Source organism: Streptomyces sp. NPDC028305 (assembly GCF_055569495.1).
Genome location: NZ_JBVHTN010000008.1, coordinates 206,156 through 231,843, shown reverse-complemented (window position 1 = coordinate 231,843; position 25,688 = coordinate 206,156). Strand labels below are relative to the sequence as shown.

23 protein-coding genes and 2 pseudogenes are annotated in these 25,688 nt (G+C 68.7%); 7 read left to right on the top strand and 18 right to left on the bottom strand.

The genetic code is table 11. The annotated features are described in order from the left end of the window. Positions 1-89 precede the first annotated feature (89 nt). From ACZ4WQ_RS34415 to ACZ4WQ_RS34400, 4 genes are all read right to left on the bottom strand, one after another. Positions 90-1,478 carry a PTS ascorbate transporter subunit IIC gene (locus ACZ4WQ_RS34415; protein WP_398375585.1) on the bottom strand — a complete coding sequence of 463 codons (1,389 nt, stop codon included), beginning with the start codon at positions 1,476-1,478 and terminating at the stop codon, positions 90-92. 244 nt (positions 1,479-1,722) lie between these two features. Continuing rightward, positions 1,723-2,004 carry a PTS sugar transporter subunit IIB gene (locus ACZ4WQ_RS34410; protein WP_311730520.1) on the bottom strand — a complete coding sequence of 94 codons (282 nt, stop codon included), beginning with the start codon at positions 2,002-2,004 and terminating at the stop codon, positions 1,723-1,725. Further along, positions 2,001-2,456, bottom strand: coding sequence for a PTS sugar transporter subunit IIA (locus tag ACZ4WQ_RS34405; RefSeq protein WP_358848738.1), 456 nt, complete (start codon positions 2,454-2,456; stop codon positions 2,001-2,003). Before ACZ4WQ_RS34405 ends, ACZ4WQ_RS34410 begins: the two co-directional genes overlap by 4 nt. Positions 2,457-2,495: 39 nt before the next feature. Further along, positions 2,496-3,224, bottom strand: coding sequence for a GntR family transcriptional regulator (locus ACZ4WQ_RS34400; protein ID WP_311730522.1), 729 nt, complete (start codon positions 3,222-3,224; stop codon positions 2,496-2,498). A 274-nt stretch (positions 3,225-3,498) separates the two neighbouring features. Here ACZ4WQ_RS34400 and ACZ4WQ_RS34395 point away from each other — a divergent pair, with 274 nt between their 5' ends. From ACZ4WQ_RS34395 to ACZ4WQ_RS34385, 3 genes are all read left to right on the top strand, one after another. Beyond that, positions 3,499-5,580 carry a transketolase family protein gene (locus ACZ4WQ_RS34395; RefSeq protein ID WP_468022709.1) on the top strand — a complete coding sequence of 694 codons (2,082 nt, stop codon included), beginning with the start codon at positions 3,499-3,501 and terminating at the stop codon, positions 5,578-5,580. Between the two features lie 100 nt (positions 5,581-5,680). After that, entirely contained in the window at positions 5,681-5,959 is a 279-nt protein-coding gene (locus ACZ4WQ_RS34390; protein WP_358848737.1) for an HPr family phosphocarrier protein, read from the top strand. Positions 5,960-6,054: 95 nt separating this feature from the next. After that, the gene (locus tag ACZ4WQ_RS34385) at positions 6,055-6,732 is read left to right on the top strand and encodes an HAD family hydrolase (RefSeq protein WP_385345907.1); all 678 of its coding nucleotides are present in this window, start codon (positions 6,055-6,057) and stop codon (positions 6,730-6,732) included. A 45-nt stretch (positions 6,733-6,777) separates the two neighbouring features. Here the strand turns inward: ACZ4WQ_RS34385 and ACZ4WQ_RS34380 are convergent. The 5 genes and pseudogenes from ACZ4WQ_RS34380 to ACZ4WQ_RS34360 all read right to left on the bottom strand — a co-directional run. Further along, positions 6,778-6,912, bottom strand: a pseudogene (locus ACZ4WQ_RS34380) (3-oxoadipyl-CoA thiolase); the annotation flags it as partial. Positions 6,913-6,947: 35 nt separating this feature from the next. Next, a complete protein-coding gene (locus ACZ4WQ_RS34375; RefSeq protein WP_311730525.1) occupies positions 6,948-7,376 on the bottom strand; it encodes a universal stress protein in 429 nt (142 codons plus the stop codon). A gap of 74 nt (positions 7,377-7,450) precedes the next feature. Next, positions 7,451-8,488 carry a TIGR03571 family LLM class oxidoreductase gene (locus ACZ4WQ_RS34370; protein WP_311730526.1) on the bottom strand — a complete coding sequence of 346 codons (1,038 nt, stop codon included), beginning with the start codon at positions 8,486-8,488 and terminating at the stop codon, positions 7,451-7,453. 68 nt (positions 8,489-8,556) lie between these two features. Next, positions 8,557-9,381, bottom strand: coding sequence for an aldo/keto reductase (locus tag ACZ4WQ_RS34365; RefSeq protein WP_468022690.1), 825 nt, complete (start codon positions 9,379-9,381; stop codon positions 8,557-8,559). Between the two features lie 60 nt (positions 9,382-9,441). Further along, positions 9,442-10,659 carry an MFS transporter gene (locus ACZ4WQ_RS34360; protein WP_311730528.1) on the bottom strand — a complete coding sequence of 406 codons (1,218 nt, stop codon included), beginning with the start codon at positions 10,657-10,659 and terminating at the stop codon, positions 9,442-9,444. 160 nt (positions 10,660-10,819) lie between these two features. Between ACZ4WQ_RS34360 and ACZ4WQ_RS34355 the strand changes: the two genes are divergently transcribed. The 3 genes and pseudogenes from ACZ4WQ_RS34355 to ACZ4WQ_RS34345 form a co-directional block, all read left to right on the top strand. After that, positions 10,820-11,290, top strand: coding sequence for a MarR family winged helix-turn-helix transcriptional regulator (locus ACZ4WQ_RS34355; protein WP_398375580.1), 471 nt, complete (start codon positions 10,820-10,822; stop codon positions 11,288-11,290). A gap of 203 nt (positions 11,291-11,493) precedes the next feature. Beyond that, complete coding sequence (locus ACZ4WQ_RS34350) at positions 11,494-11,922, top strand: hypothetical protein (RefSeq protein ID WP_398375578.1); 429 nt, start codon at positions 11,494-11,496, stop codon at positions 11,920-11,922. Positions 11,923-11,989: 67 nt separating this feature from the next. After that, a pseudogene (locus tag ACZ4WQ_RS34345) lies at positions 11,990-12,276 on the top strand (transposase family protein); the annotation flags it as partial. 14 nt (positions 12,277-12,290) lie between these two features. On the opposite strand, the gene ACZ4WQ_RS34340 reads toward ACZ4WQ_RS34345, so the two are convergent. From ACZ4WQ_RS34340 to ACZ4WQ_RS34325, 4 genes are all read right to left on the bottom strand, one after another. After that, entirely contained in the window at positions 12,291-12,533 is a 243-nt protein-coding gene (locus ACZ4WQ_RS34340; RefSeq protein ID WP_398375576.1) for a DUF5302 domain-containing protein, read from the bottom strand. Between the two features lie 159 nt (positions 12,534-12,692). Then, on the bottom strand, positions 12,693-14,108 hold the full coding sequence (locus ACZ4WQ_RS34335; RefSeq protein WP_398375574.1) for a DEAD/DEAH box helicase: 1,416 nt from the start codon (positions 14,106-14,108) through the stop codon (positions 12,693-12,695). Positions 14,109-14,319: 211 nt separating this feature from the next. Then, positions 14,320-15,432, bottom strand: a complete 1,113-nt coding sequence (locus ACZ4WQ_RS34330; RefSeq protein ID WP_398375572.1) for a hypothetical protein — start codon at positions 15,430-15,432, stop codon at positions 14,320-14,322. Positions 15,433-15,544: 112 nt separating this feature from the next. After that, complete coding sequence (locus tag ACZ4WQ_RS34325) at positions 15,545-17,056, bottom strand: hypothetical protein (protein ID WP_398375570.1); 1,512 nt, start codon at positions 17,054-17,056, stop codon at positions 15,545-15,547. Between ACZ4WQ_RS34325 and ACZ4WQ_RS34320 the strand changes: the two genes are divergently transcribed. After that, positions 17,051-17,299 (top strand): hypothetical protein, encoded by a 249-nt coding sequence (locus ACZ4WQ_RS34320; RefSeq protein WP_398375569.1) that lies wholly within the window; start codon positions 17,051-17,053, stop codon positions 17,297-17,299. The two genes, ACZ4WQ_RS34325 and ACZ4WQ_RS34320, sit on opposite strands and share 6 nt — an antisense overlap. A gap of 7 nt (positions 17,300-17,306) precedes the next feature. On the opposite strand, the gene ACZ4WQ_RS34315 is transcribed toward ACZ4WQ_RS34320, so the two are convergent. From ACZ4WQ_RS34315 to ACZ4WQ_RS34295, 5 genes are all read right to left on the bottom strand, one after another. Continuing rightward, positions 17,307-17,510, bottom strand: coding sequence for a hypothetical protein (locus ACZ4WQ_RS34315; protein ID WP_398375634.1), 204 nt, complete (start codon positions 17,508-17,510; stop codon positions 17,307-17,309). Positions 17,511-17,774: 264 nt separating this feature from the next. Further along, entirely contained in the window at positions 17,775-17,948 is a 174-nt protein-coding gene (locus tag ACZ4WQ_RS34310) for a transposase (RefSeq protein WP_385345927.1), read from the bottom strand. Positions 17,949-18,113: 165 nt separating this feature from the next. Then, complete coding sequence (locus ACZ4WQ_RS34305; RefSeq protein ID WP_385345928.1) at positions 18,114-18,371, bottom strand: hypothetical protein; 258 nt, start codon at positions 18,369-18,371, stop codon at positions 18,114-18,116. After that, positions 18,368-23,581: a DUF6531 domain-containing protein gene (locus ACZ4WQ_RS34300; protein ID WP_398375566.1), complete on the bottom strand. Its 5,214-nt coding sequence runs from the start codon at positions 23,579-23,581 to the stop codon at positions 18,368-18,370. The genes ACZ4WQ_RS34305 and ACZ4WQ_RS34300 overlap by 4 nt, the downstream gene beginning before the upstream one ends. 1,004 nt (positions 23,582-24,585) lie before the next feature. Next, positions 24,586-25,662, bottom strand: a complete 1,077-nt coding sequence (locus ACZ4WQ_RS34295; protein WP_398375564.1) for a class I SAM-dependent methyltransferase — start codon at positions 25,660-25,662, stop codon at positions 24,586-24,588. Positions 25,663-25,688 lie beyond the last annotated feature (26 nt).

The following is a 25,688-nucleotide window of genomic DNA, read 5'->3' as shown; positions in this document are numbered from 1 at the left end:
GGAGCGCGTCCGTCTCTTCTGCGTTCTGCAACCTTGCGGACACGCACACGCGGCCCGGTGGTGCCCCGGGCCGCGTCGCGGTGAGTGGGTCAGGCAGTGGGCAGTTTCTCCGACGTGGTGGAGGCTTCCTTGGCGGCCTGTCGACGGGTGGTCAGGGCGCTGCCGACGAAGACGGCGACCAGCGCGCAGATGATCAGGCCGATGACGGCCGCATGGCTGACATGGACCGCGCCACCGAGGAGGAGACCGGAGACTCCGAAGTCGGCATCGGAGAAGGTGGAGTTCTGCAGCCCGACGTCGCCGAGGTAGGGCAGGACGAGCAGCGGAAGGAATGTGATCATGAGGCCGTTGACCATGGCACCGAGCACCGCGCCGCGTCGTCCTCCCGTCGCGTTGCCGAGGACACCGGATGCGGCGCCGGTCATGAAGTGGGCGACGATGCCGGGGATGATGATCGTTCCACCGACGGCCACGAGGATTCCCATGCCGATGAGTCCACCGACGAAGCTGGACAGGAAGCCGATCAGTACGGCGTTCGGGGCGAAGGTGAAGACGATCGGGACGTCGAGGGCGGGCCGGGCGTTGGGGACCAGCTTCTCGGAGATGCCCTTGAAGGCGGGGATGATCTCGGCGAGCACCACGCGGACGCCGGCCAGGATGATGAACACGCCGGCGGCGAACTTGCCGGCCTGCATGACGGCCCACAGCAGGTACCACTGGCCGCCGCTCAGCTTGTCCTCGACATAGCCGGGCCCGGCCACCAGGGTGACGAGCAGATAGATGACACCCATCGAGCTGGCGATGACGACGGTGGTGTCGCGCAGGAAGCCGAGCCCCTTGGGGATCTTCAGGTCTTCCGTGGACTTCTCGGGGTTGCCGAAGAGCTTGCCGACCAGACCGCTGGTGGCTATGCCGAAGTTGCCGGTGTGGCCGAGCGCGACATTGTCGTTCTTGGTCGCCTTGCGCATCCACGGCTGGACGAGTGCGGGAGAAAGCGTGGTGATCAGGCCCTGGGCGATGGCGCCCCAGAGAACGGCCTGCCAGGAGCTGAAGCCGTTGGCGATGAGGATCACGGCGATCATGGCCGCCAGGTACAGGGCGACATGCCCGGACATGTAGATGAACTTGAACCGCGTGAACCGCGCCAGGAGCACGTTCACGACCATGCCGAAGAAGAAGATCAGCGCGGCCTGGGATCCGTAGTCGGTGAGTACCTTGCCGACGATCGCCTCGTTGTTGGGCACGACGCCCTGCACACCGAAGGCGTGCTGGAACATCTCGCCGAACGGGGTCAGGGCGTCGGAAACCACTCCGGCGCCCGCCGCCAGGACGAGGAAGCCGACGAACGCCTTGGTCGTCCCCTTGATGGTGTCGGAGAGTGACTTGCGTTGCAGGAGGAGGCCCAGGAGGGCGATCAAGCCGACGATGACGGAGGGTTCACGGAAGACATCGAGAAGGTTCTGCAGAACGCTGTTCACTGACAACACCTCTCTTCGGGCACGACGAGGCCGTGACTGCGGGGATGGGTGGGTGCCGGACGGGGCGGCGAGGGGGCGCACGGCCGGACTGGCTGGTGGTACGGCCCGTTGATCGACGCGGAGAAGAGGGGGGCGCCGAGTGCTGTGGGCTGGAGGCGCGCGGGGCGGCGGCCGGCCGCTGTCTGCTGCGGGCGTTGCCGCCGCGTCGGGATGCGCTGTGTGGGGACGAACGAGTGGGTCCGGGTCAGAGGAGCCCGTGCCGGGTGGCGGCAGCCTTCACCGCGTCGCGCAGTTCGTCCATGTCGATGATGCTGTTCAACACGACCACGTCGCCCAGTCCCTGGGTGGCGTCCTCCAGGTCCTTCGCGACGAAGAACACGTCGGCGCTGTCCGGTCCGGCGGAGCTGATGTCGGAGTGCTCGACGGTGACGTCCGAGAGCCCCAGCTCACCGACGATGGTCTCGATGTTCATGCGCACCATGAAACTGCTGCCGAGTCCGGTGCTGCACATGGCCAGGAACTTCATTGGGACTCCTCGAACTGAGTGATCAACTTGGCGACATCGGGCGCGGTAGGCGCGTCTCGCAGAGCTTGACGCGTGGGTGCGTCCGACAGGATGCGGGCGAGGGACGCCATGGCGCTCATATGCGCCTCGGCGTCGACCGCCGCGAAGCAGAAATAGAGGTCGACCGCGTGCTCCGGTTGGTCGAGCAACGGGGCGGGCTCGCGCAGCCGGAGCATGGAGATGGCGGTGCGTACGGCCCCGCTCTCGGGCCGCGCGTGGGCCAGGGCGATGCCGTGGCCCAGATCGATGTACGTTCCGCCGGCTTCGATCGACTCCAGCATGGCCTGGACATAGCCGGGGGTGATGTCACCCGCGTCGAGGAGCGGCCGGGCGACCTGGGTCACGGCCTCTCGCCAGGTCAGCCTGTCCTGGGAGAAACGTATCTTCTCCTCGGTCAAAAGATCACTCAGCATGTGCACCTACGTGGTTGTTCTCAAGGCCGCTGGGGACGACTACTCGACATCGGCGACGATGTCGAAGGAGAGTTCCGCGGTCTCGGGGAGGAATTTCGACGTGCCGTGGATGACCGGTCTGCCGCCCGGCTCGAAGACACATGAGGTGGCCAGCAGCAGCGGAGACTCCTCGGCCACGCCCAGCAGGGCCGCCTCGCGCCCGTCGCAGATGTGCAGGCCCACGACGATCTCGTTGCGGGCGAGCAGCACATCATGGTGCGCGCGCAGATAGGCGTAGAGCGATGTGGAGGTGAAGTCGGTCGTCAGGACATCCGGGAACCGCTCCTCCTCCACATACGACTCGGCCAGATGGTGCACCACTCCGTTGACCCGGCGCACCCGCTCCAGCCGGATGACCGACGCGGCCCGGCTGATGTCGAGCGCGTCCGCCAGCCGCGCCCCGGCCCGCATACGCTCCTGCGCGACCACCTCGGAGGTGACGGTGTGACCCTGGCGGGCCAGCTGCGTGTGGAAGCCGGTCACCTCGTTCACGAACCGCTCGCGGTGCTTCAGGTTGTAGCGCGGGTGGGTCACGAAGGTGCCACGGCCGTGCTCCCGCACGAGGTATCCGTCCTGGACCAGCTCGTCCACGGCGCGACGCAGTGTGATGCGGCTCACTTCATACTCCGCGCACAGCACACTCTCGGCGGGCAGCTGTCCACCCACGGGCAGGTCACGGACGCGGCGCAGGAGGTGGTCACGTACTTGCGCGTACTTGTGCCCCGCCATCCCTGATCTCCTCATCGAGTTCATGTGTCATCGAGACGTCATGATGACTACAGGTTGCTGAACGCGTCAATAGTCGCAACCGAAGCGAAATACGGGCACCGGCCGGCGCCCATGCACCGGCGCACCTCCCCGTGACCTTCCGCTGAGCTGTGAGGTTCCCCTCCCGGCGGATCCCTGGCGCTTACACGGAGATATCGACTACGTTTCCGAAGTCATCATGACGTCATGACCTCTCCAAGGAGTCTCCGTGACTTTCGCAACAGAGCAGACGGCCATGCCCTCGCAAGGCCGGGCGGGGCGCGTGCTCGACGAGGCGGACGAGCGGGCCATCGCCGCGGCGCGAGCCCTGGCGGTGGACGCGGTCGAGGCAGCCGGCTCCGGCCATCCGGGCACCGCGCTGGCTCTGGCCCCCGTTGCCCACCTGCTGTTCCAGCGCCACATACGGCACGATCCCGCGAACGCCTCATGGGAGGGGCGCGACCGCTTCGTGCTCTCGTGCGGGCACGCGAGCATCCTGCAGTACACGCAGCTCTACCTCACCGGCTACGGGCTGGAACTGGACGACCTGCGGCGCTTCCGACAGCTCGGATCCCTCACGCCGGGCCACCCCGAGTACGGGCACACCACCGGGGTGGAAACCACAACCGGGCCGCTGGGCCAGGGGGTTGCCACCGCCGTCGGTATGGCCATGGCCCTGAAACGGGACCAGGCCCGGCTGACGGGGGCCGACGCGACCGCGGACGGCGTTCCCGTCCGCACCGTGTGGGTGCTGTGCTCCGACGGCGATCTCCAGGAAGGCATCTCCTACGAAGCCGGGGCTCTGGCCGGCCGCCACCGCCTGGACAACCTGGTGGTGATCTGGGACGACAACAGCATCCAGATCGAGGGTTCCACGGGCCTGACCACCCGGGAGGACACCGTCGCCCGCTTCACCGCCCAGGGCTGGTTCGTACAGACGGTGGGTCTCGCCGCCGACGGTGACATCGACACCGACGCCCTCGACACCGCGCTGACCATGGCCCGCGCGCACACCGGCCGGCCCAGCCTCATCGCCCTGAAGTCGCAGATCGCCTTCCCCGCCCCGAACGCGACCAACACAGCCGCGTCGCACGGCGCCCCCCTGGGCGTGGCCGAAGTGGCCGCGCTCAAGGCGCTGTTGGGCATCGTCGACGATCCGTTCACCGTTCCGGCGGAGGTGTTGCGGCACACCAGGCGTGCCGTCTCCCGAGGGGCCGAACTGCACCGCGCCTGGAACACGGCGCTCGCCGAGTGGGCGGCCGCGCACCCCGAGCGTGCCCGGGCACGCGCACACGCCATCCGGCCCATCGACACCGCCGGGGCCGCCGACGCCCTCCCCGTGTTCGAGCCGGGAACCCTCGTCGCACCGCGGGACGCCTCCGGCAAAGTCATCCAGTCCCTGGCCGACGCGCTGCCACGGCTGTGGGGCGGTTCGGCCGACCTCGGCGACAGCAACCGCACGACCATCACCTCCGGTGGTTCGTTCCTGCCGGCCGACGAGCCGACCGACGAGGGCAGCGGGCGGGGCCTCCACGGCCGCAATATCCACTGGGGCGTTCGCGAGCACGCGATGGCCGCCGCGCTGAACGGCATCTCCCTCGTCGGCTACGACACCCCGTTCGCCGGCACCTTCCTGGTGTTCAGCGACTACCAGCGGCCCTCCTTGCGGCTTGCCGCCCTCATGAGCCTCCCGGTGGTCCACATCTGGACGCATGACTCCGTGGCCCTCGGCGCGGACGGCCCCACCCATCAGCCGGTGGAACACCTCGCCGGGCTGCGGGCCATGCCCGGTCTGTCGGTGGTCCGCCCGGCCGATGCCACCGAGACCGCGGCCGCCTGGCTGAGCGCACTCGGCCGCCCCGGGCCGGTCGGACTGGTACTGGCCCGTCAGGCGCTGCCCGTACTGCCGACACCGGCCGACGAGGTGCGCGAGGGAGTGGCCCGCGGTGCCTATGTGGTGGCCGACACCGACGGCGCCGTGGATGTGGTGCTCCTGGCCAGCGGCAGTGAGGTGCCACTCGCCCTGGAGGCCCGGAACGCGCTCGCCCAGCGGGACGTGGCGGCGAGGGTCGTTTCCGTTCCGTGCAAGGAATGGTTCACCGAACAGGACGCCGCCTACCGTGACGCGGTACTCCCACCGTCCGTCCGGGCCCGTGTCGTCGTCCAGGCCGCGTGTGCCTTCGGCTGGCACGACCTGCTCGGCGAGTACGGCCGCACCGTGACCGTCGACGGCTTCGGAACCTCCGCACCCGCGGCACAGGCGATGGCCGCGGTCGGCATGACCGAAGGCGCCGTCGTAGCGGCCGCCCTGGAATCCCTCTCCGCCGCGAGGTCCTGAAACGCCGTCGGCGTCCAAGGCCCGAGCGGTAAGGGTGGCCGCCCTGCGCGCGGCCACGCCCAGCAGTCCGACTCCCCCCCCAGACAAAGGAGCACTCACGATGCCCCAGCGTGTCGTCACCATCGGTTCCCGCAGCGGGCTGCACGCCCGACCCGCGACCGCGTTCGTCCAAACCGCCGCCAAGCAGCCGGTCAAGGTGACCATCGCCCGCGACGGCCGGGACCCCGTCGACGCGCGCAGTCTCCTGTCCGTACTGGCACTGGGAGCCGCCCACGGCGACTCGGTGGTGCTGGCCGCCGAGGGGGACGGCGCGGAGGCGGCCCTGGAGGAGCTGGCCGTCCTGCTCACCCGTGACCACGACGCCCAGAAGGAGGGCTGACACCCGATCCCGTCGCCCACTGCCCCCGCCCCGCAGCCGCCGACAGCGACAGCAGGGCGGGGCACCGTCGATATCCCCCGCGAAGCGAGGTCATCGTGAACACGCGCCCACGCCGTGCCCTGCGTGACACCCGGCTCGTCATCTTCGACTGCGACGGAGTTCTGGTGGACACCGAACGCATAGGCCCCGCGATTGTGGCGGAGATGGCCACAGAGGCCGGCTGGCCCCTCACACCCGCGCAGGTACGGCGGCGGTTCCTCGGCAGGCCCGAGTCGTATCTGTACGAGCAGGTCCGCGCCCACGCCACCGTCCCCCTCGGTCCCGACTGGCTCGGCGTCTACCGGAACCGGGTCCGCGACGCGTTCGCCGCCCGACCGCACACCATGCCCGGTGTCCGAGAACTGCTGGACTACCTCGACCTGCGCCAACTCCCCTACTGCGTGGCTTCCAGCGGCAGCCACGAGCGCATCGAACACTCCCTGACGGCCACCGGCCTCATCGAACGGTTCACCGGCAAGGTGTTCAGCGCCGATGACGTCCCCCGCGGCAAACCCGCCCCGGACCTCTTCCTCCACGCGGCCCGCAGCCTGGGCTGCCCCCCTGCCCACTGCCTCGTCGTCGAGGACAGCCCGGCCGGCGTGGACGCCGCGCTCGCGGCAGGCATGCCCGCCGTCGGCTACAGCGGCGGTCCCACCGAACCCGGCGTCCTCTCACACGCCACGCTCGGCGTCATCCCGGACCTCACGCACCTCATGGTCACCGCGGCCGGCTGACGAGCAATCGCCTCAACGCAAGCGTTCCACCGACACCCTTCAGGCTCAGCGTTCCAGGACCAGCGCCATGCCCTGGCCCACCCCGATACACAGCGAGGCGAGACCGATACCCGAACCGGCGGCCGCGAGCTGATGGGCCACCGCGCCGGCGAGGCGGGCACCCGAGGCGCCGAGGGGGTGTGGTGCCGAGGGGTGCGCACCCGGCGCTGAGCCCGCTACTCCTTGACGCCGTCGGGCACCAGGAGAACAGGGATGTCGCTGATGTGTGTCACCGCGTCGCTCACCCGCGGTGTGAACCAAGCGGTGAACATGTTCCGCCGATGAGGGGCGATCACCAGCAGGTCCGCCCCGACCTGCCGCACGGTCTCGGTGATGATGCCGGGCACCTCACTGACCGTGCCGGCCGCGAGGTGGCCTTCGGAGCGGAGGCCGGCGTCGACAACCGACGCGACCGCGGTGTCGAGCACCTGCTGCGCCACGTCGGTGTCCTCCAAACGCACAGCGGCGTAGCGCTCGATGTCCATGACGGCGATGTGGAGAACGTGCACGACGCCACCTGAGGCCTGCGCCAGGCGAGTCGCTGTGCGCAGGGCGACGGCACCGCCTGTGCTGGAATCGAAGGCAACCACGATGTTCTGGAACATGAGTCAGTCCTTTGAAGGCTGAGATCTTTTCGGTGTGGGACAAGGGGACGCGACGGCGCCTCCCGGATGGCCGGTCAAAGCGTGGCGACAGCGTCCGAACCGGTCGCGGCCGACACCCCGGCGGAAGGGAAGTGAGGCAGTACCGTTTCGGCGAGTTCCTGGAGAATCTCCTCGACGGGACGGTCACCGGGGCGCAGGTTGAAGGAGACGTGGCTGACACCGAGCCCGCCCATCTCCCGCAGGTGGTCGACCAGAGCCTCGGATCCGGTACGCAAGCCGAGCCGGATCGGGGTCGCGGCGACGGCCGGATCCTCGGCGAGGTCCAGTTGCATCGGGGTGAGGTACGGCTTGGGGGCCCCGGCGGTGAGCTGCTGCCACTCGCGGGTCTTCAGTCGCAACGCGCCCAAAGGCCGGGGGTAGTTGAGGGACGCGTCCGCGTTCCGCGAGATCCACTCCGCGGACTGCTGGGCGTGCCCGGCGATGGCGATGGGGATGGACCGACCCGTCGGCTTGGGCAGCACCTCGAGGTTGCGATCGGCGCCGAGCCCGATGTCGGGCAGGCTGATGCCCTGCCCGCTCGGCCGGGTGGCCCAGGCAGCGCGCAGGATCTCCACGTTCTTGCGGAACGTGGCACCGCGGGCCGCGAAGTCCGCACCGAACAGGGGATACTCCACCGGCCGGTCGCCGCTGGCCAGCCCAAGGATGAACCGACCGCCGGAGAGGACATCGACCGTGGCCGCCGCCTTCGCGACGAGCAGCGGCTGCCTCAGCGGCAGCACGATGGCGGCGGTCCCGAGCACGGCCCGCTCGGTGACTGCCGCCAGATGCCCCAGATGCGTGAACGCCTCGAAGACGGAGCCGGCGTCGCCGAACTGCTCGGGGTCGTACAAGGGAACATCCCGGACCCACAGGCTCGCAAAGCCCAAGGTGTCGGCGAGGCGGGCGAGTTCGGCGTGACGGGTCAGGTCAGGGACACCGAACGGGCGGCCGGCAGCCCGGTCGGCACGCAGGCGCGTGTTGCCCCAGTCGTTGTCGAGGGGGAGCTCAAGTCCCAGAGTCGGCAGACCCGCGGGGTTCACGAGCCGCTCCAGGGCCGTGGGAGTGGGAGACATCAGAGGGACTCCTTTCAACGTCGGTAAGGACGGTGCGGATCCGTCCCGCACGGGTCGGTCGGGACGGGCTAGTTGAGGGTGTCCGGGTCCGGACCGGTGCGCAGACCACGGTCGAGGGCGTTGATGGCGGCCATCTCGTCGTCCGACAGAGCGAAGTCGTAGACGTCGAGGTTTTCGCGAATGCGGGCGGGCGTCACAGACTTGGGGATGACGATGGAGCCGAGCTGCAGGTGCCAGCGCAGCACGACCTGTGCGGGCGACTTGCCGTGCCGGGCGGCGATGGTGGTGATCGGCTCATCGCCCAGGACGGCGCCCTGCGCGAGCGGACTCCACGCCTCCGTGGCGATGCCGAGTTCCGCGTGCAGGGCGCGCAGCTCGTTCTGCTGGAGGCCGGGGTGCAGCTCGATCTGGTTGACGACCGGCACCAGGTCGGCGCCTTCCAGCAGGCGCCTCAGGTGCGCCGGCTGGAAGTTGGACACGCCCGCGGCCCTGATCCGTCCGTCGGCAGCCAGCTTCTCGATGGCCTTCCACGACTCCCGGTACAGGTCACGGGCCGGGGTCGGCCAGTGGATCAGGTAGAGGTCGACGTAGTCCAGGCCCAGCTTGTCCAGGCTGGCGTCGAAGGCCTTGAGCGTGGCGTCGTATCCCTGGTCGGCGTTCCACAGCTTGGTGGTGACGAACAGGTCTTCGCGAGCGATGCCGGAGCCGGCGAGGGCCTTGCCGACTCCCGATTCGTTGCCGTAGATCGAGGCGGTGTCGACGGAGCGGTAGCCGGCCTCGAGGGCGGTCGTGACGGCTGCGGCCGTCTCGGCGTCGGGGACCTGGAAGACGCCGAAGCCGAGCTGGGGGATCTCGACGCCGTTGTTGAGGGTGACGGTGCTGGGGGTGCTCATGGTGTGTTGCTCACTCGGTTCGTGGTGTTCGGGTTCTGGTCAGGCCGGGCCGACCCGGGGTCAGTGGCCGATCGGGACGCTGGTCTGCCGAGCCGGTGTGGAGCCGGCCACGACGTTGCCGGCGGCCGGGCGCCGCCTGCGACGGTCGAGGAAGGCGGCGAGGAAGGACAGCAGCAGGGCGCTGCCGGAGAGCAGGGCGCCGACCCAGTTCGGCGAGGTGTAGCCGAGCCCTGCCGAGATCACCACGCCACCGAGCCAGGCGGCCAGTGCGTTGCCCAGGTTGAAGGCGCCGATGTTGGCGGCGGAGGCCAGGGTCGGGGCGGCCGAGGCCTGGTCGAGGACCCACTTCTGGAGCGGCGGCACCGTGGCGAACCCGAGCGCGCCGATCAGGGTGAGGGTGATCGCGGCGAGGACCTTGTTGTGGGCGGTGGCGGTGAACAGCAGCAGCACTGCGGCCAGGGCCGCCAAGGTGGTGAAGAGCATCGGCATCAGGGCACGGTCGGCGAACTTGCCGCCGAGCAGGTTGCCGAGGAACATGCCGACGCCGAACAGGACGAGCAGCCAGGTCACAGCGGCCTCGGGGTAGCCGGCCACCTGGGTCATCATCGGGGTGATGTAGGTGATCGCCGCGAAGACACCGCCGTAGCCGAGGACGGTCATCGCCATGGCGAGCCAGACCTGCACGTTCTTGAAGGCCGCGAATTCGGCGCGGACGTTTCCGGCCTTGGGTCTGCCCTGCTCGGGGACGAGCTTGGCGACGCCGAGGAGGCCGATGATGCCGAGGGCGGCGACGACGGTGAAGGTGACGCGCCAGCCGACGACCTGCCCGATGTAGGTGCCGCCGGGGACGCCGATGACGTTGGCCACCGTCAGGCCCATGAACATCAGGGAGATTGCGGAGGCCTTCTTCTCGGGAGCCACCAGGTCGGCGGCGACCACGGAGCCGATGCCGAAGAACGCTCCGTGGGCGAGCGAGGCGACGATCCGGCCGATCAGCATGACTCCGAAGCTGGGCGCGAGGGCCGAGAGGGCATTGCCCACGACGAACAGGCCCATGAGGAACATGAGCATCTTCCGGCGGGACACCCTGGTGCCGAGCACGGTGAGCAGCGGGGCACCGATGACGACGCCGAGGGCGTAGCCGGACACCAGCAGGCCGGCGGTGGGGATGCTGACGCCGAAGTCGTGTGCGACCTGGGGCAGCACGCCCATGATCACGAATTCGGTGGTGCCGATCCCGAAGGCCCCGATGGCCAGGGCCAGGAGCGCGAGAGGCATGGGGAGAGATACCTTCCAAGCGATTGCATTAGACGCTTACAGTCGCCCACAATAGTTGCAGACGCGGGATACATGCAAACGATGGATGATGTAGATTGAATTTGCCATCGTGTGCAACTATTGATAGCGCGAGGCAGGCCCGCCGACGAAGGAGGCTCCCGTGACTGCCACCGACCCAGCCCTTTCCGCTCTGGCCCAGGGCTGGTACGCCCTCTCCCTGCTGCACGGCAAGATCGAGACGCACCTCGAACGCGCCCTGGGAACCGATCACGGCCTGAGCGCCCGCGAGTACTCGCTACTCGACGTGCTCAGCCGACAGCACGACGGAGACGGCGGGCATCTGCAGATGAAACAGGTCGCCGACGCCGTCGTCCTCAGCCAGAGCGCCACCACCCGCCTGGTCACCCGCCTCGAGGACCGCGGACTGCTGTCCCGCTACCTGTGCCCCACCGACCGCCGCGGGATCTACACCAACGTCACCGACGCCGGTATGGAGCTGCTGGAGGCGGCCCGTCCCGCACACGACACCGCCCTGCGTGCGGCACTCGCGGAGGCAGCCCGGGATGCAAGGCTGGAGCCGCTGGTCCGGGCGGTGCGGTCACTGCCCACGCGGGTCGCCGTCGCCGCCTGAAAGGGGCGCGTCCCGCGTCACCGGCCGGAGGCTCGTCGGGACGAATCCTCCCGAAGCGGACCGCATCGACGAGCGTTGCGGTGTTTCAAGGGCAGTCACGTACTCCGAGGCCGGCGCGGGCAGCCAAGCCCGCCTGAGCGGAGGGATTTCCCACGGAGTTCATCTTCAAGGACGAGGCCTTCACGTTCGAGACGCTCCGTGCCGTGGGATTCGCCGGGGACGCCGGTGCCGACATCGGCGAGGTCATCGTGACCACGGCACAGATCCCCGAGGGGGATGAGGACGCCTGGACCGCCGTCTGGAAGTCGACCGCCGAGCGCACTGCGAAGCGGGGTGAGGATTCGCTTGCGGCCGGCGACCCGGTCAGCGCGCGCGAAGCGTTCCTGCGCGCGTCGAGCTACTACCGGTCGGCCGAGTTCTACCGCCGTCAGGATCCACTCCATGACCCCCTGTTCGTGTCCGCCAACCTCCGCAAAGACAGCCCTCAGCGTAGACGCACACTTGCCGGGCGAGAGGGGCCACTGACCAGCCGGGCGGGCGAGACACGGCCCACGGCTTCTTCATCCGGGACGAAGATGTCGTGGGTTCAAACCCCGCCACCCCGACAGTGCAGTACCAGGTCAGGGGCCTGATCCGCTCAGCGGGTCGGGCTCCTGAGTGGTTTCTGGGGGGCTGTTAACACCGTGCCCACAAGCTCGTTACAAGCACCGCCGACACGGAGTAAACGTGCAGATGGTGACCGACCCGGTCGGGCGGCTGCTGTGGATCTCGCCGACGATACCCGGCCGCGCGCACGATCTCACTGCGGCCCGCGCCCACCGGATCATCCGGATCTGCGAACGCCAGGGCGTTCCCATCCTCGCCGACCACGCCTACATGGGAGCTGGCCCGCGGGTGACGACACCCCTGACCGCAGGTCCCGGTGCAGTCCGAATCGAATGTCGTCAATCTCCGCGGCCGTGCTCACTCTGGAGCGGCAATGCTGAAAGAGCTCATTGACTCAGCCGCCGCTCTTGCGCCGGAACGACCGCTGGCTCGCAGCCGGGCCGTTCGCCCTACGGACCTTCGACGCCTCAACGTTCGCAGTGAGGTCAGCGGCGTCCGCCTGCGCACCGCGCTTGCGCGCCAGGGCCTCCCGGAACTTGCGTTTCAGGTCGTAGTGGCCGTCGCTGTCGGGCACCAGAGCGGACGTCTCGGGGTCGGTCGGCTCCGAACCTTCTTTGGATTCAGACTCTGCGGTCATGGCGACCTCCTGGGTTCGGGCAGTGGGAAGCACAGCTTGTCATGCCGGGCACACCACGAGGGCGTTCATCTCGTAGGAGTACGCGCAGGAGGGTTTCGGGCCGGGCTGGGGGTTCTCCGTTCCGGGGTCGGATGTATTCGATGATCAGGGCAGCGGCTCTCAGCCGCCGCGACGCACCCGGGCCGCCTTGCGGGCTTCGGCGAGCTTGCGGGCCTCGCCCGCCTTTCGGGACTTGCCGCCGGCGCCGCGGGAGGTGTCCTTGCTGGTGCCCAGGCCGCGGAAGGGAGCGTTGGTGTTCTTGGGCCGGGGCGCGGCGGGCCCGCCGTCGAGCGGGGTGCCGGAGGGGGCCTTGGCCCCGGTGATCCGGCTCAGCTCCGCCTCGCCCGAGCGCACCTTGGTGATGGTCGGCTCGATGCCGGCCTCTGCCATCAGCCGGCTCATCTCGCGGCGCTGGCCCGCCAGCACCAACGTGACGACGCTGCCGGACTCACCGGCCCGGGCGGTACGGCCCGCGCGGTGCACATAGTCCTTGGGGTCGGTGGGCGGGTCGACGTTGACCACGAGATCGAGGTCGTCGACGTGCAGGCCACGGGCCGCGACATTGGTCGCCACCAGGACGGTGATCTGGCCGTTCTTGAACTGCGCCAGGGTCCGTGTGCGCTGCGGCTGGGACTTGCCGCTGTGCAGGGCCGCGGCGGGCACTCCGCTGGCTCGCAGATGCCGGGTGAGCTGGTCGACCGCGTGCTTGGTGTCCAGGAACAGCAGTACGCGGCCGTCACGGGCGGCGATCTCCGTGGTGACGGCGTACCGGTCGGGGCCGTGGACGACCAGAACATGGTGGTCCATCGTCGTGACTGCGCCCGCGGACGGGTCGACCGAGTGGACGACGGGGTCGTGGAGGTAGCGGCGGACCAGGTGGTCGACGTCGCGGTCCAAAGTGGCCGAGAACAGCATCCGCTGACCGTCGGGGTGTACCTGGTCGAGCACCTCGGTCACCTGCGGCAGGAAGCCCATGTCGCACATCTGGTCAGCCTCGTCGAGGACGGTGATCCCTACCCGTCCCAGGCGGCAGGCCCTGCGCTCGATGAGGTCGTGCAGACGGCCGGGGGTGGCGACGACCACCTCGGCTCCATGGCGCAGCGCAGCGGCCTGCCGGCCGATCGACATGCCGCCGACGACCGTGGCCATCCGCAGCCGCAGTGCCTCCGCGTACGGCGCAAGCGCCTCGGTGACCTGTTGGGCCAGCTCTCGGGTTGGCACCAGGATCAGAGCCAGGGGCTGCTTCGGTTCCGCGCGCCGCCCAGCCGTCCGTGCGAGCAGCGGTAGGCCGAAAGCGAGCGTCTTGCCCGATCCGGTGCGCCCGCGCCCCAGGACATCGCGTCCCGCGAGGGCGTTGGGCAGCGTGGCTGCTTGGATCGGGAAGGGCTCGCGCACACCGAGTTCGCTGAGCGTTCGCAGCACCTCGGCTGGTAGTTCCAGGGCGGCGAAGGAAGCGACCGGGGGCACCGCTGGCGCAGTGGCCATGAGCGGGGCGAGATCGCTGTGCGAGGTGCCGGGGAGGTCAGGGTGATTCATGAAGAGCCTTCCGCATGCGAACGTACCGAGGAAGGCCCGGTAGGAATGAGCAGTCGATGAAACAAGAGGAACCGGACAAGCAGGATCGCCAACCGTCTCGAGCACGCAAAAGCATCAGGCTAACACGAAGTGACAGCCTCGCGTCCCGAGATCGCGGCCCGGCGGTCTCGGCCTCAGCCGGGTGCCGTCTGCCCGCTGCTTCCCCCGGCTGTCAGCCTCTGCGGGGTTGCGCCCTCGACAGCCGCCTTGTCGTCTCTTCCAGAAGGCCGAGTGAGATCTTCTCGCCGGATCCACGTACGGTGAACGGTGGCTCTTCGGGATTCTTGCCGGGCAGTTCGACGGAACGCTTCTGATCCCGTTCCAGCCAGAGCTTGATCAGGTTGATGACGCCGCTTCCGGCACCGCGTGTGCTCAGGATGAGCACCCATTCCGTCAATGCACCCTTCTGCTCGGCAAGAGGTACGGCGCGTTCTTCGGTGACCAGTCCCGCGACAGCGTCCGTATCCTCCATGAACTCTTCGCAAGGCACGCAAAGCTCAGCAAGTTGGCTCCGCAGTCGCTGAGCTTCGGCTTCCGCATGCCGGAGCCTTCGTTCCAGGCCAGCGCGGGACGCCGTCGTCTGTGACTGCTGTCGCTTCGGCTCCGTCGCGCGTGGGATCAGCCATCCGATGCGCTGGTAGGCCACAATCCACCGGACGTAGGGACAGGTGTAGCAGAGGCACTCGGGTTCTGGGCTCGGCCAGCCCTGTGAGAGCATCCGCCGCATGTGGCCCTGTTCGCGGTGATCAAGAGCAGTCGGGGTCGACGCGCAGTACTCCTCGAACTCCTTGGTCATCTCCTCAACTCGCTCGGCGCGGCACAGGCGAGGTCCGCCTTCAGGTTTCCACTGCAACTCGGGAGCGATGACATCGGTGATGTGGCCACAGGCCAGAGTCACCTTCCAGAACGCACTGGCATGCGGCTCGTCATGGCGGATCAAGGCCCACGTATGAGGATCCATCCCTCCGCGAGGCTCCACAGGGTCCGCGGGAAAAGTAACTTCCCTGCGCTCGCCCCACTCCACGATGTCCCGGTACTGCGCGGGCGGAGCGTCATCATGGACGCAGAGCATCTGCCTCTTCTGCAGCCGCTCGTACTCGGGGCCGCGCCATTGCCGGTCAATCGGCAAGCTCTCCTCGCCGAGTGTCAGGACTTCGTCGATGCACCCGCAGTCCAACTGGACACGCCACCGGTAGCACTGCCCCGCCTCTGGCACCAACAGTGCGCCCAACGTCGGCGGAAGTCGTTCACGTAACTTGGCGTTGGACTCCTCGAACTCGCGCAAGGCTTGCTTGCGCGGCCTCGCCCTTCCTGGCAACGACCGCCTCACCGCGACAGTCGCCGAGCCAGAGATCGCTTCGGGACTATCGTCGCCCCCAGTTGGGTGAATGGGCATGTCAGAAGTCCCCCCAGCCTGAGTGGGACTCCGGCCCGTACGGGCTCCATCCCGTCAGGTACAGCCTCAAATCATCCGGTTTCGGCTCACGTGGAGTTGGCATCCCAGGAAGCCGCAGCAGCGGATCGATCGCTTCAATATGGCTCCGTGCCCAGGCCAGCCACTCCCTCGCCGAGGCGACTTCCGACTCCTCGGACCCCACCGCCTTGGCGATGCGCCTTTCCAGCGCCTCGCAGTACTGGTGCAAGACCGCGACTTCCCGCAACTGTGCAGCCTGTTCGCCGAGTACACGAGCCAGCTGGGCCTGAACGGCTCGCTGTTTCGCCGCAGCCATGGCTTCTTGCCAGCGGGCCTTGCGCTCCTCTTTCGCCCGCTCCTCGTCCACCTTGCGCTGCGCGTCCTCGACCGCGCGAGACTCGACCTCCTGGAGTACCGCGCCAAGGACGTCTTCAAGCGCCCAGCGCTTGCGGTCGGCCCATTGCCTCCGGCGAGCGGAACGGCTATAGCCGAGTTCGAGCATCAGCTTCTCGCTGCGCTCCGGATCCATAGCCTGTGGACTCTCCTGCTTAATCGTCACGGTGTACGTGAAGCCGTCGACGACCAGGTCCAGTTCGCCTTCGCGGCGCGAATAGCTCGGGGGCACGTAACGCCCGTTGTAGGAGTATCCGCGGCTGCGGTAGCGATCAGGAACGGGGCGCTCCTCCACCCTGTGTCCCCGCCGTACGGCTTCAGCAGCAAGCCCCTGGAGCACCCGGAGGGCACGGCGGCGCGGTTCCGTCGGCATCACGAGCCGACCCTCATCATCGCGCATTGCGGCCACGACCCGGTGCGGTGAGCGCAACTCAACGGGTACCGGGACCTGGGGCGTGTCTTCCGGCATCTGCCGACCGGAGTTGGGATGGAGGCCGTCGAGAAGCGAGATCTGCAGGTCCCGGGTGCAGTTGAACATGCGGGACTTCTCGACGCGCTTGCCGGACGGGACGAGTCCGTGTCGCTTCGCGAAATCGATGACGCGTCGCCACTCCACCACCTGGGCTTCGTCGGGTGCGTGGATGATGACCTGCCGCTCCGCGACAAGCTGTGCGATGAGCTGAGTCGCCTTCGCCCGCCGCGCTACGGGGATGGGCCTCTCGACGTACGACGCCACGCCCTTCGCCGTCTTCTTGGCGCCCTTGCGCGTGCCGCGTCTGGTCGCTGCAGCCCGCTGCTCGGTCTCACGCTTCACCTTCGTGGTACGACTCTGCGACTCCCGAGTCGACGACGTGGTCTGCTTATCCTCAGCCGTGTGCCCTGGATGGTCCGGGTGGTGACCGTGCTTGAGGTAGAACTTCCCAGCCTCGGTCACCTCTGCCGACGAACCTCCACGGCTACGGCGTACCACCAGCAGTCCGCGGTCGCGCAGCGCGTAGGCAGAGCGCCTGTCGCTCAGCTCCTGCGCGCTCAGCTTCTCGCCTGCGGCCAGGCGACCGAGAAGCGCTCGTTGCCGATCATTCAAAGGGGACCAGCGATGCATGGCATCAGCTCACACGCTCCCGCCCAGGCAGGCAATCACTCGTTCGGGTCAAGCCACCTCAACGGCAAGCCATCGCATTGCCTCACCGATGCCCTGGCCATCGACGAGGACGTGGTGTGGGCGGTCGATGTCACCGACGGCATCGCCGCTTTGCTGGTCAACCTGCTACTCAACCACGGACCGCGGCTGATCCGTCGCACTGGCAGCCCGAGATCCTTCCGGACACCCGTTCAGGAGTCGTAGCGCTCGGTTACCACAATCGTCGTCCCCGCGAGCACCGTTCCGACTGGCGTCTCGGCCCAAAGTCCCGGTCGACCAGGTCCGGCGGGCGGGGCGCCGACGGATTGGGCACCGTGGTACGGCGCCGCTGGCCCCGGATGACGCCTTCCAGGCCCAGCTCGCGCATCAGCCGCTCCACCGTGCCGCGGGCCACCACCACACCCTTGCACCGCAGGGCCCGGGAGATCCCGCCGGACCTCGTAGGTGCCGCCCGATTCGGTGTGGATCTCCTCGATCAGCGGCATGAGCTGCTCGTCGCGCAGCCGGCGGGCCGGCTTCGGCCGCTTCTTGCGGGCGTAGTGAGCAGACTCGGACAGTTCCAGCATCCGGCAGGTGAACCCGACCCGAGGCCCTTGTCCCGAAGGTGTTCGATCACCTGGTCGGCCTCGTCCGGGGACGGTCTTGCGGAGTTGTTTCAGTTCCTCCAGCTCGGCGGTGGTCAGCCGGTCATCACGTTCCCCGGCGTCGGCCTCGGCCTGGTCCTCCAGCCACGCAGGGCTTCCTTGTGGATGCCGAGGTCCTTCGCGACATGCGCGATGGGGCGGCCGGTGGCGCGGACCTCGCGGACGGGCCGCTCGCGCAGCTCGTCCGGATATTTACGTGGTGCTGGCACAGCTCGTGGTTCTCCGTACACGCAACCGGGGTCAGCTCATTCCGCTCTGCGGGAGCGGACAGGCGTCGAAGACATCGAGAAGGCCCACAATGGAGTTCGGGGGCTGGCTGTCTCGACCAGCCCGAGCGCGACCTATACAGGATGCATGAAGTGCTGGTGCACGACTCATTCGTTTCCGTCAGTGTTATCCAACAAAGCTCTCCGTGCTTCCTCTAGAGACTCCGCCATCTCTTCTTCGTCCACATACGGGAGCCCCTCCCCTGGACGGTACAGGGCCAGGGGTTCACTCAAGATCTCGTAGACGTCTGAGTCCAGGAAGTAGTCGATTGCGACCGCTTCGATCCGACTCACGACCTGCATCGACCTGTCCTGGCCGGACAGAAATACATTGATCAGCTCTAGGAGAGATTCCCGTGGATTCACGGCAAAGTTACCTGCTTCGGGATCATCACTGTGACGACATGATGGGGGTTGTTCGCGCTGACGACGACGAATGGTTTTCCTGGAAGTGAGGGGGCTCTCACCTGAATGGTACCCCTTATCGGATCGAACTTGATCTTTGTCCCCTTGTTCAGAATGTGGTCCACCACATCCAACGTCGTCGGTGGACGGCCAGGCCCACTTCCGGCGACACGTTCGGAAGCATGTGCTGAGAGCGTTCGGCCACCCGGAGTGGTCAGTCTTGGGACGTGGAGGCCGATTTCCTGCCGGTGGGAGAAGACGCGGTCATAGGGAACCAACTCCCCCCGAGGCGCCGAAGGCGAGGGCTCCGGAACCATGTATGGAGGCTTCTTGGGTGCGAGGCCGTCTGGATCTACCCAGTTGTGGGGGTTGTGGACGTAGGTGGTGGGGTTGGGCGCGGGTGCCAGACCGAGGGGGTCGGGGGTGAGGTAGCGGGCGGTTTCGGGGTCGTAGTGGCGGTGGAGGTTGTAGTGGTGGCCGGTTTCCAGGTCGTGGTACTGGCCGGGAAAGCGGAGGGGGGTGTAGGCGGTGGCGTCGGGGTTCCAGGTGGTGGTGCCCCAGAGCGTGGTGCGGGACTGCCAGGCGATGTGGCCGGTGTCGTCGAGGAGGTGGGTGGGGGCGCCGATCAGGTCGGTGATGATCGCGTAGAAGCGGGTGTCGATCTCTTCCTGTGGAGTCTCGGCGCCGGGGGCGTACTGGGTGGTCTGCGTGAGAGGGGTCAGCCCGCTTTCGTCGTGGTCCCAGGTGAGCGTCTGGGTGCCGGGCCAGTTTGTTGAGGTGGTGGTCTGCTCGATGAGGGTGGTTTCGTGCCAGGCGAATCTGACTTCCTCAGCCACCGAGCCGTCTGGGGCGAAACGTTGTTTCGCTGTGCGGCGGCCGAGGGGGTCGTAGTGGTAGCACCAGGTGGTGCCGTCGGGTGTGACCACGTGGGTGAGGTGGTCTTGGGAGTCCCAGATGTAGCGCCAGGTGTCGGGCTTCCTCGACAGGCGGGGCTTCTGGCGCAGCGTGATGCGCCCGGCGGCGTCGTGTTCGTAGCGGGTGGTGCCCGCGGTCCGGATGCGGGTACCGGTGTAGGTGCGAGCGCCGGTCGAGGCCGCGCCGGGGTGGGTTTCGGGCCAGGTGGCGTGGGTCTGGTTGCCCGCGGGGTCGTAGGAGTAGAACTCCTGCCAGGTGGCGGCTTGTACATGCGTGACGCGGCCGGCCGGGTCCAGGGTGTAGCGGCTGGGGCCGGTGGTGGTGTCCTCGCAGGCGGTGAGGTAGCCGTCTTGGCGCCAGGTGTAGGTGCGCCGCAACAGGGGCGCCTCATGCGGGCCTGCGGTGCAGGACTGGCCGATGAGGCGGTTGGCCGGGTCCCATGCCTGGGTCAGGGACAGCCCCCCGGTCCACCTCCGTTGGGTGACGCGTCCTGATCCGTCGTGGGTGGCGGTCAGTCCCCTGCCCGCGGTGGTCAAGGTGGTGCGGTTGCCTGCCCCGTCGTAGGTGTACGTGGTTCGGGCGCCTGCCGGTGAGCGGCGGGAGGCCGGCTGCCCCGCTGCGTCGTAGGTCAGATGCAAGGTGTGGCCGTCCACGGTTTCGGACAGCATGCGGCCCGCAGGATCGTAGGTGCGGGAGAGACTCGTGCCGGGGCCGGTGGCTCGGAGAAGTTCCCCGGCCGGGCCCCAGCGAAAGTTCGAGACCCTCCCAGCCACGTCCTGGGCCACCATGCGGCCCAGCGCGTCGTAGGTGTAGCCGGTGGCGTGGCCCAGCGGGTCGGTACGCGAGATGAGTTGGCCCGCCGTGTCGTGCTGGTAGGCCACCGTACGGCCGTCGAAATCTGTCTCCGATAGCAGCCGTCCGGCCGGGTCGTAGGCGTAATCCCACGTCAGGCCCTGGGGGTTGGTGACCTGGGTCAGTCGGGCCTCGGCGTCGTAGGTGAAGGTATAGCGGGCCCCGTCCGGGTCGGTGCGAGCGGTGAGCAGGTCGAGATGGGTGTACTCACAGCGCGTCACCCCACCGATCGGGTCCGTATGGGACAGGCAGTTGCCCTCGCCGTCATATGTCCAGGACTCCGCAGCCCCGTCCGGGCCGGTGCGGCGCAGGAGTTTGCCTTCCGGACTCCATATGTAGTGGGTCACCGCGCCCAGTGGGTCGGTCTCGGCCACGATGCGGCCGAACGCGTCCCGCTGGTAGAAGGTGGTGGCTCCCAGCGGGTCGGTGATTTCGATGGGGAGCCCGGCCCCGTCGCAGCGCACCCGGGTCGTCGCGTCCAGCGGGTCGGTGACGGCGAGCAGGCCCCCGCGCGCGTCGTAGAGGTAGCGGGTGGTGGCGGTGAGCGGGTCGGTGAGCGTGGTTCGGTTGCCCGCCGCGTCGAAGGTCTGCCGCCACACCGCGCCGCCCGGATCGGTGATCTGTACCGGGTTGCCCTGTGCGTCGAGCACCGCGCTGATCTCGCTGCCGTCCGGGCGGAGCACGGCCGTCAGATGCCCGCGCTCGTCGTAGCGCCAGCCGGTGGTGCGGCCCAGCGGATCGGTCTCGGCGACCGTACGGCCGTCCTGGTCGTACACGGTGCGGCTGACCGCGCCGACTGCGTCGATCTCCCCGACGACCTGGTGCGCCTGGTCGATCAGATAGCGGGTGACCGCACCGTCCGGCGAGGTCAGGGTGGTGACCTTCAGGCCGGGGAAGTCCGGGTCCACTCCGTCGTAGCCGATGCGGAAGGTGAAGTGGCCGCCCTCGCCGCCCTCGGCGATGACCCGGTCCTGCTGGTCGTAGGTGTAGGAATACCAGCAGTTGTTGGTGTCGGTCCAGGACGTGACCCGTCCGGCCTGGTCGTAGGTGAAACGCAACGGTAAGCCCGAGGGGCCCGTGGTTTCGGTGAGATGGCCGTCGGTGTAGCCGTAGTCCATCACCCGGACCTCACCGGCGTGCAGGCCGGTGATCCGCTCGCCGTCCGACGTCAGCCGCACCCGATAACCACCGCTGTGGCGGATCTCGGCGGGTGTGCCGGAAGCGTCGTAGGTGAAGGTGATGCGGTTGCCGTTGCGGTCGGCGATCTCCCGCAGAAGCGCCAGTGCCTCATTGCGGTACGGGGTGAAGGTGCGGACGAGCCCGGCCTCTGGGTCGCTGACGGTGTACGTACCGCCGTCCGCCGTCCGTGCCAGCGGCCACCGCGGCCCCTCCGCGGGCATGACCTCGGTGCCGCCCGGCACCGGATGCGGATAGGCCAGCAGCAGACCGTCCTCGGTGAAGAACACCACGCCCTGCTCGTCGAACTCCAGTCGCTGGTCGGCCGTTGAGGCCCAGGTCGGGCCGAACCACCGCCCGGCGCGGTATCCGGAGTCGACCCGGCGGGAGAACACCAGCGGCAGCACACCCGGCAGCGCCACATCCGTCTGCGGCAGGAACATTCGCCCAGTCGCCAGATCCACCGGATCCGTACGGCCATGCCGCACCCGGTCCCACGTACGCGAGAACAGACCCCGGCCACGGCCCCGGAGGGCGCCGCGCGCCCACTGCATCGCCTCACGCGCCGCCAGCCTGGCGCCGATACGTGAGGCGATCGGGGCCACGGCGCGCGGGGCGAGGCTCATCAGCAGGGTCTCTGCCAGCCCCCCGCCCATGGCGAGTTCCAGCGGCAGCGCGTACGGCAGGGCGAACAGCGCGATGGTGAGGAGGAGGGGAAGGCCGACCTCAAGGAGCTTTTCCAGGAGGAAGTCGTCGGTGCCGAGGATGCGGTAGCGCGTCAGGGGGGCCTCGCCGTCGGCGATCGCCGACCAGCGGGACAGCAGCAGGATGCCGACGACGAGGGAGCCCGCGCACAAGGCGATGCGGAACTGGACCTGGGCGAGGGCCTCGCCCAGGGGCGAGGCGCCCGCAGTCCGGTAGCCGCCTACGGCCGAGATCAGGCGCCACAGGGCCAGGGCCAGCCCGGCCAGGCCAACACCGATCAGGATGTGCAGCCCGGCGCCTTTGGTGAAGTACTCCTGCAGACCCTTGGCGGACGGGAAGGAGCCCACCGCCAGATACATCAGGGAGGGGACGGCCAGCAGCAGGCTGAGCACCAGAAGTGCCTTCTCGCGCCGCGGCCAGCGGGGGCGCTGCGCCCGGGCCCGGCGCCACAGCTGCCATAAGGTCACACCACGCCATGCCTCCGGGCTGTTTGTCGCGTCCATACGTCGGGTCTGCCGGGCGACCGACTCGCGCAGCGGGTCCAGCTTCTCCGCGCGGGTACGGGGGTGGGCCGTGGCGTACAGCAGCGCTCTGCGCTGTCGGGCGTAGCCCAGGGCGATGATCCACGTAGCCGGGAGGTGCAGCAGGGCGTACCCGAAGAGAGCTTCGGGGGCGGTCCGGCCCTGGCATTCGGTGGCCAGGGCGACATCGGGCTCGCGCCGCCGGCCCAGGCGGGACCGGTGCAGATCCCAAATCCACGCGAGGGCAAGGCAACCCAGGATGATCCACAGGCCCCAGTCCGCGGCCAGCCTCTCGCGCCACTCCATCGCGGTGTGGTTGCGCGGGAAAGCCGCGGCGTAATTGTTCACCCAGTGGATCGCCACCGCCCCGGCCATCGGCACCAGCGCCGCGGCCCGGGTCAGTGCGCGGGCACCACACCACAACAAGCCCACCGCCAGCCCGCCGAGCACGCTGGTGAAGATGTGTACCTCGTAGGGGAGTACCGGCCCACCGACGCCGGTGGTGCCGGTCGGTGAGGGAAACCAGCTGCCGACGATCTGTCCGGGACCGGGAACGTACGGGTGGTCGGTCAAGCCCTTCGCGATCAGCCAGCCCCCCTCGTCCAAGGGAAGGGCCTTACCCCCGGCCTCGGCATACATCAGAAGCTGTTCCAGCAGACCGAACCCCGCTCCGGCAGCGCCGCCCAGCACCACGAAGTCCGCCAGCCCCCACTGCATCCGCCCGCGCAGCGCCCACCCCGCGACCACCAGCGGTGCGACCTTGATCAGCTCCTCCACCACCGGAGCCGTCGTCCATGACACCACATCCATGACGCCCGCCAGCGAACTCTCCCTCGCGGTCGCCAACTGACGTGCCACCACGAGTTCCAGCAGCATCGAGAGCACACCGCAGCCATACACACCCACCCCGAAGACGAGCAGCACCGTCGGCCACCGCACCGTCCGCACCGGCCAGGACAGCAACAACAGCTGCAACACAGCCCATACCGACGCAGCAGCCATCCAGAACGCCACGCCCCGCAACCCCCTCCAACGCCGCTGCAGACCCGTCACGCTAAGTCGAACCGCCGTCACGCACAAGAGGCTTTTGGGTGCGCCGCACACGGACCCTCGATTTTCGTGTTCGACAGGGCAGGCGAGACGGCCTTTCCGTCGCAGCAGGCAGCCAGGACTCGGCGGTCCGACCCAACCCGGCACACCCACCGAGGACAGCCCCACAGCGCTCAGTTCAGCCAAGTAGCGCGCTCAACCGCTCGGGGCGGTGAAGACGAGGCCGCTGTCCAGCCAGTCTGTTTCCGGTGTTTGGGATCGAGTGTTCATCGCTGAAACTCATGCGGCGCACAGGGACTCGTTGACCATGCCATGCAGGATCCGTGTGCGCACGGCGTGGACGCGTTGCAGCGTCTTGTGAGGCAGCCGGCCGGCACGCCGACTCCGCGGCCGCACGGCCAGGCTGCGGCTCCCCCAAGTCGACGGCCGCGGAGGACGTGGCCACGCTCATCGAGTCGGCCTCCGCGTCCTACCGGGCTCTCGAAGCCTGGCAGGACCCGCGCGTGCTGCCGCTGGTCCGGACGACTGTCGCCGAGATCGCCTCGGCTGCTGCACAGTTGGCGGCCGCCGAAGAGGCGGCACACGGCACCTTCCTGCCCGAAGTCGTCTCCACGCCCGCACTTCCCGAGTGCCATCGACCGTCTCATACAAAGCCGTCGGGGAATCGACGGCATGCTGTCCAGCGGCCTCCGCGCCGACCGGAAACTGATCGCCCGGCTCACCCACGCGGGCTCATGGCGCGGCGGCCTGTACGAAAGCTGGCGTTGGCCCTCGCCTGGTACGCCGCGTACCAGGAGTCGGCCGTACAGTCGTGGCCGCATCAGGGCTATCCGAGAAACGACAAGCGAACCTGACGGTTGGGATTATCCCTATTCGTATCCGCCAACCTCCGCAACCTGACGCCGCCCCCGCCGCGCCGTCGTTCTCGACGGCCCGGCGGGGCCTTCCGGCCCTTGTCAGTCGCGCCGGGCGACCACTCGGTAGGCGTTGGACAGATGGCGCCGGCCGGCCAGTGGCCTGATCAGGAAGTGGTCCAGCGCGGCGGTCGCCAGCAGGGCGGGGACGCCCGCCAGCACGATGGCCGTGCGCAGCAGCCGACGTGCCCGCCCCGGTGGGCGCGCCAGCCAGGGCTGGTCCTCGGGTGGGGCGATGGCGTTGAGCAGCAGCCATACCGCGCCGAGGAGATCGACCGGGTCGTGCGGCCGGGCGTGTTCCTCGGCGACGACGGTGAAGCCGAGCCCGGTCAGTTCCTTGCGCAGGTTGGCCACCGGCACGAAGTGGAGGTGCTGTGGCTGGAGCCATGGCAGCCACCAGCGGCCCAGCAGCCGGGAGAAGCGGCTCTCCGGGTCGGGCACGTCGATCAGCAGATGTCCGCCCGGGCGCAGCGCGCACCGCGCCGCGCGCAGCTCGCCCCGGGGGTCCGTGCTGTGCTCGAGATAGTGGAACATGCTCACCACGTCGTAGCCGTCGGCCAGTTCCGCCGCCTGCTCGACGAAGCTGCCCCGGATGCCCCGCGTCACCCGGCCCGCCCGCTCGGCCAGTTCCACCCCGGCGCTCAGGTCAAGCCCGTCGAAGAGGGTGCCGGGGAACACCGCGCGGGCCGTCTCGCAGAAGTGGCCGTGGCCGGTGCCGACGTCCAGCCATTTCCCTGGCGCCTTCGCGAACGGGCGCAGCGCCTCGGCGCGCCTGAGGTACGTCTTCGGTCGGCCGGCGAAGAGGCCCGCCATGTCCTTCTCGCCCAGGCCGTCGTAGAAGTCCCGGTAGTAGAACTCCAGGCCCTCGCCGCTCAGCCGCGGGTTCTGGAACACATGGCCGCACTCCCTGCACCGGTCCAGGCGGAAGTCGCCCGGCTTGTGCTGCATGAGGTCGGTGGTGCGCAGCCGCTCCTCGAGCCGGGCCGAGCCGCACCACGGGCAGTCGGCCCGGCGCGGTTCGAAGAAGCGGCCGGTGCCCCGCGCGAGATCCGCCGCATAGCGCGGGCGCAGCGCGGCAACGGCCGCGGCGCGGTCGTCATTCTTCAGGGGCTCGGTCATCCCCCGGCCACCGATGGTGGGAGTCC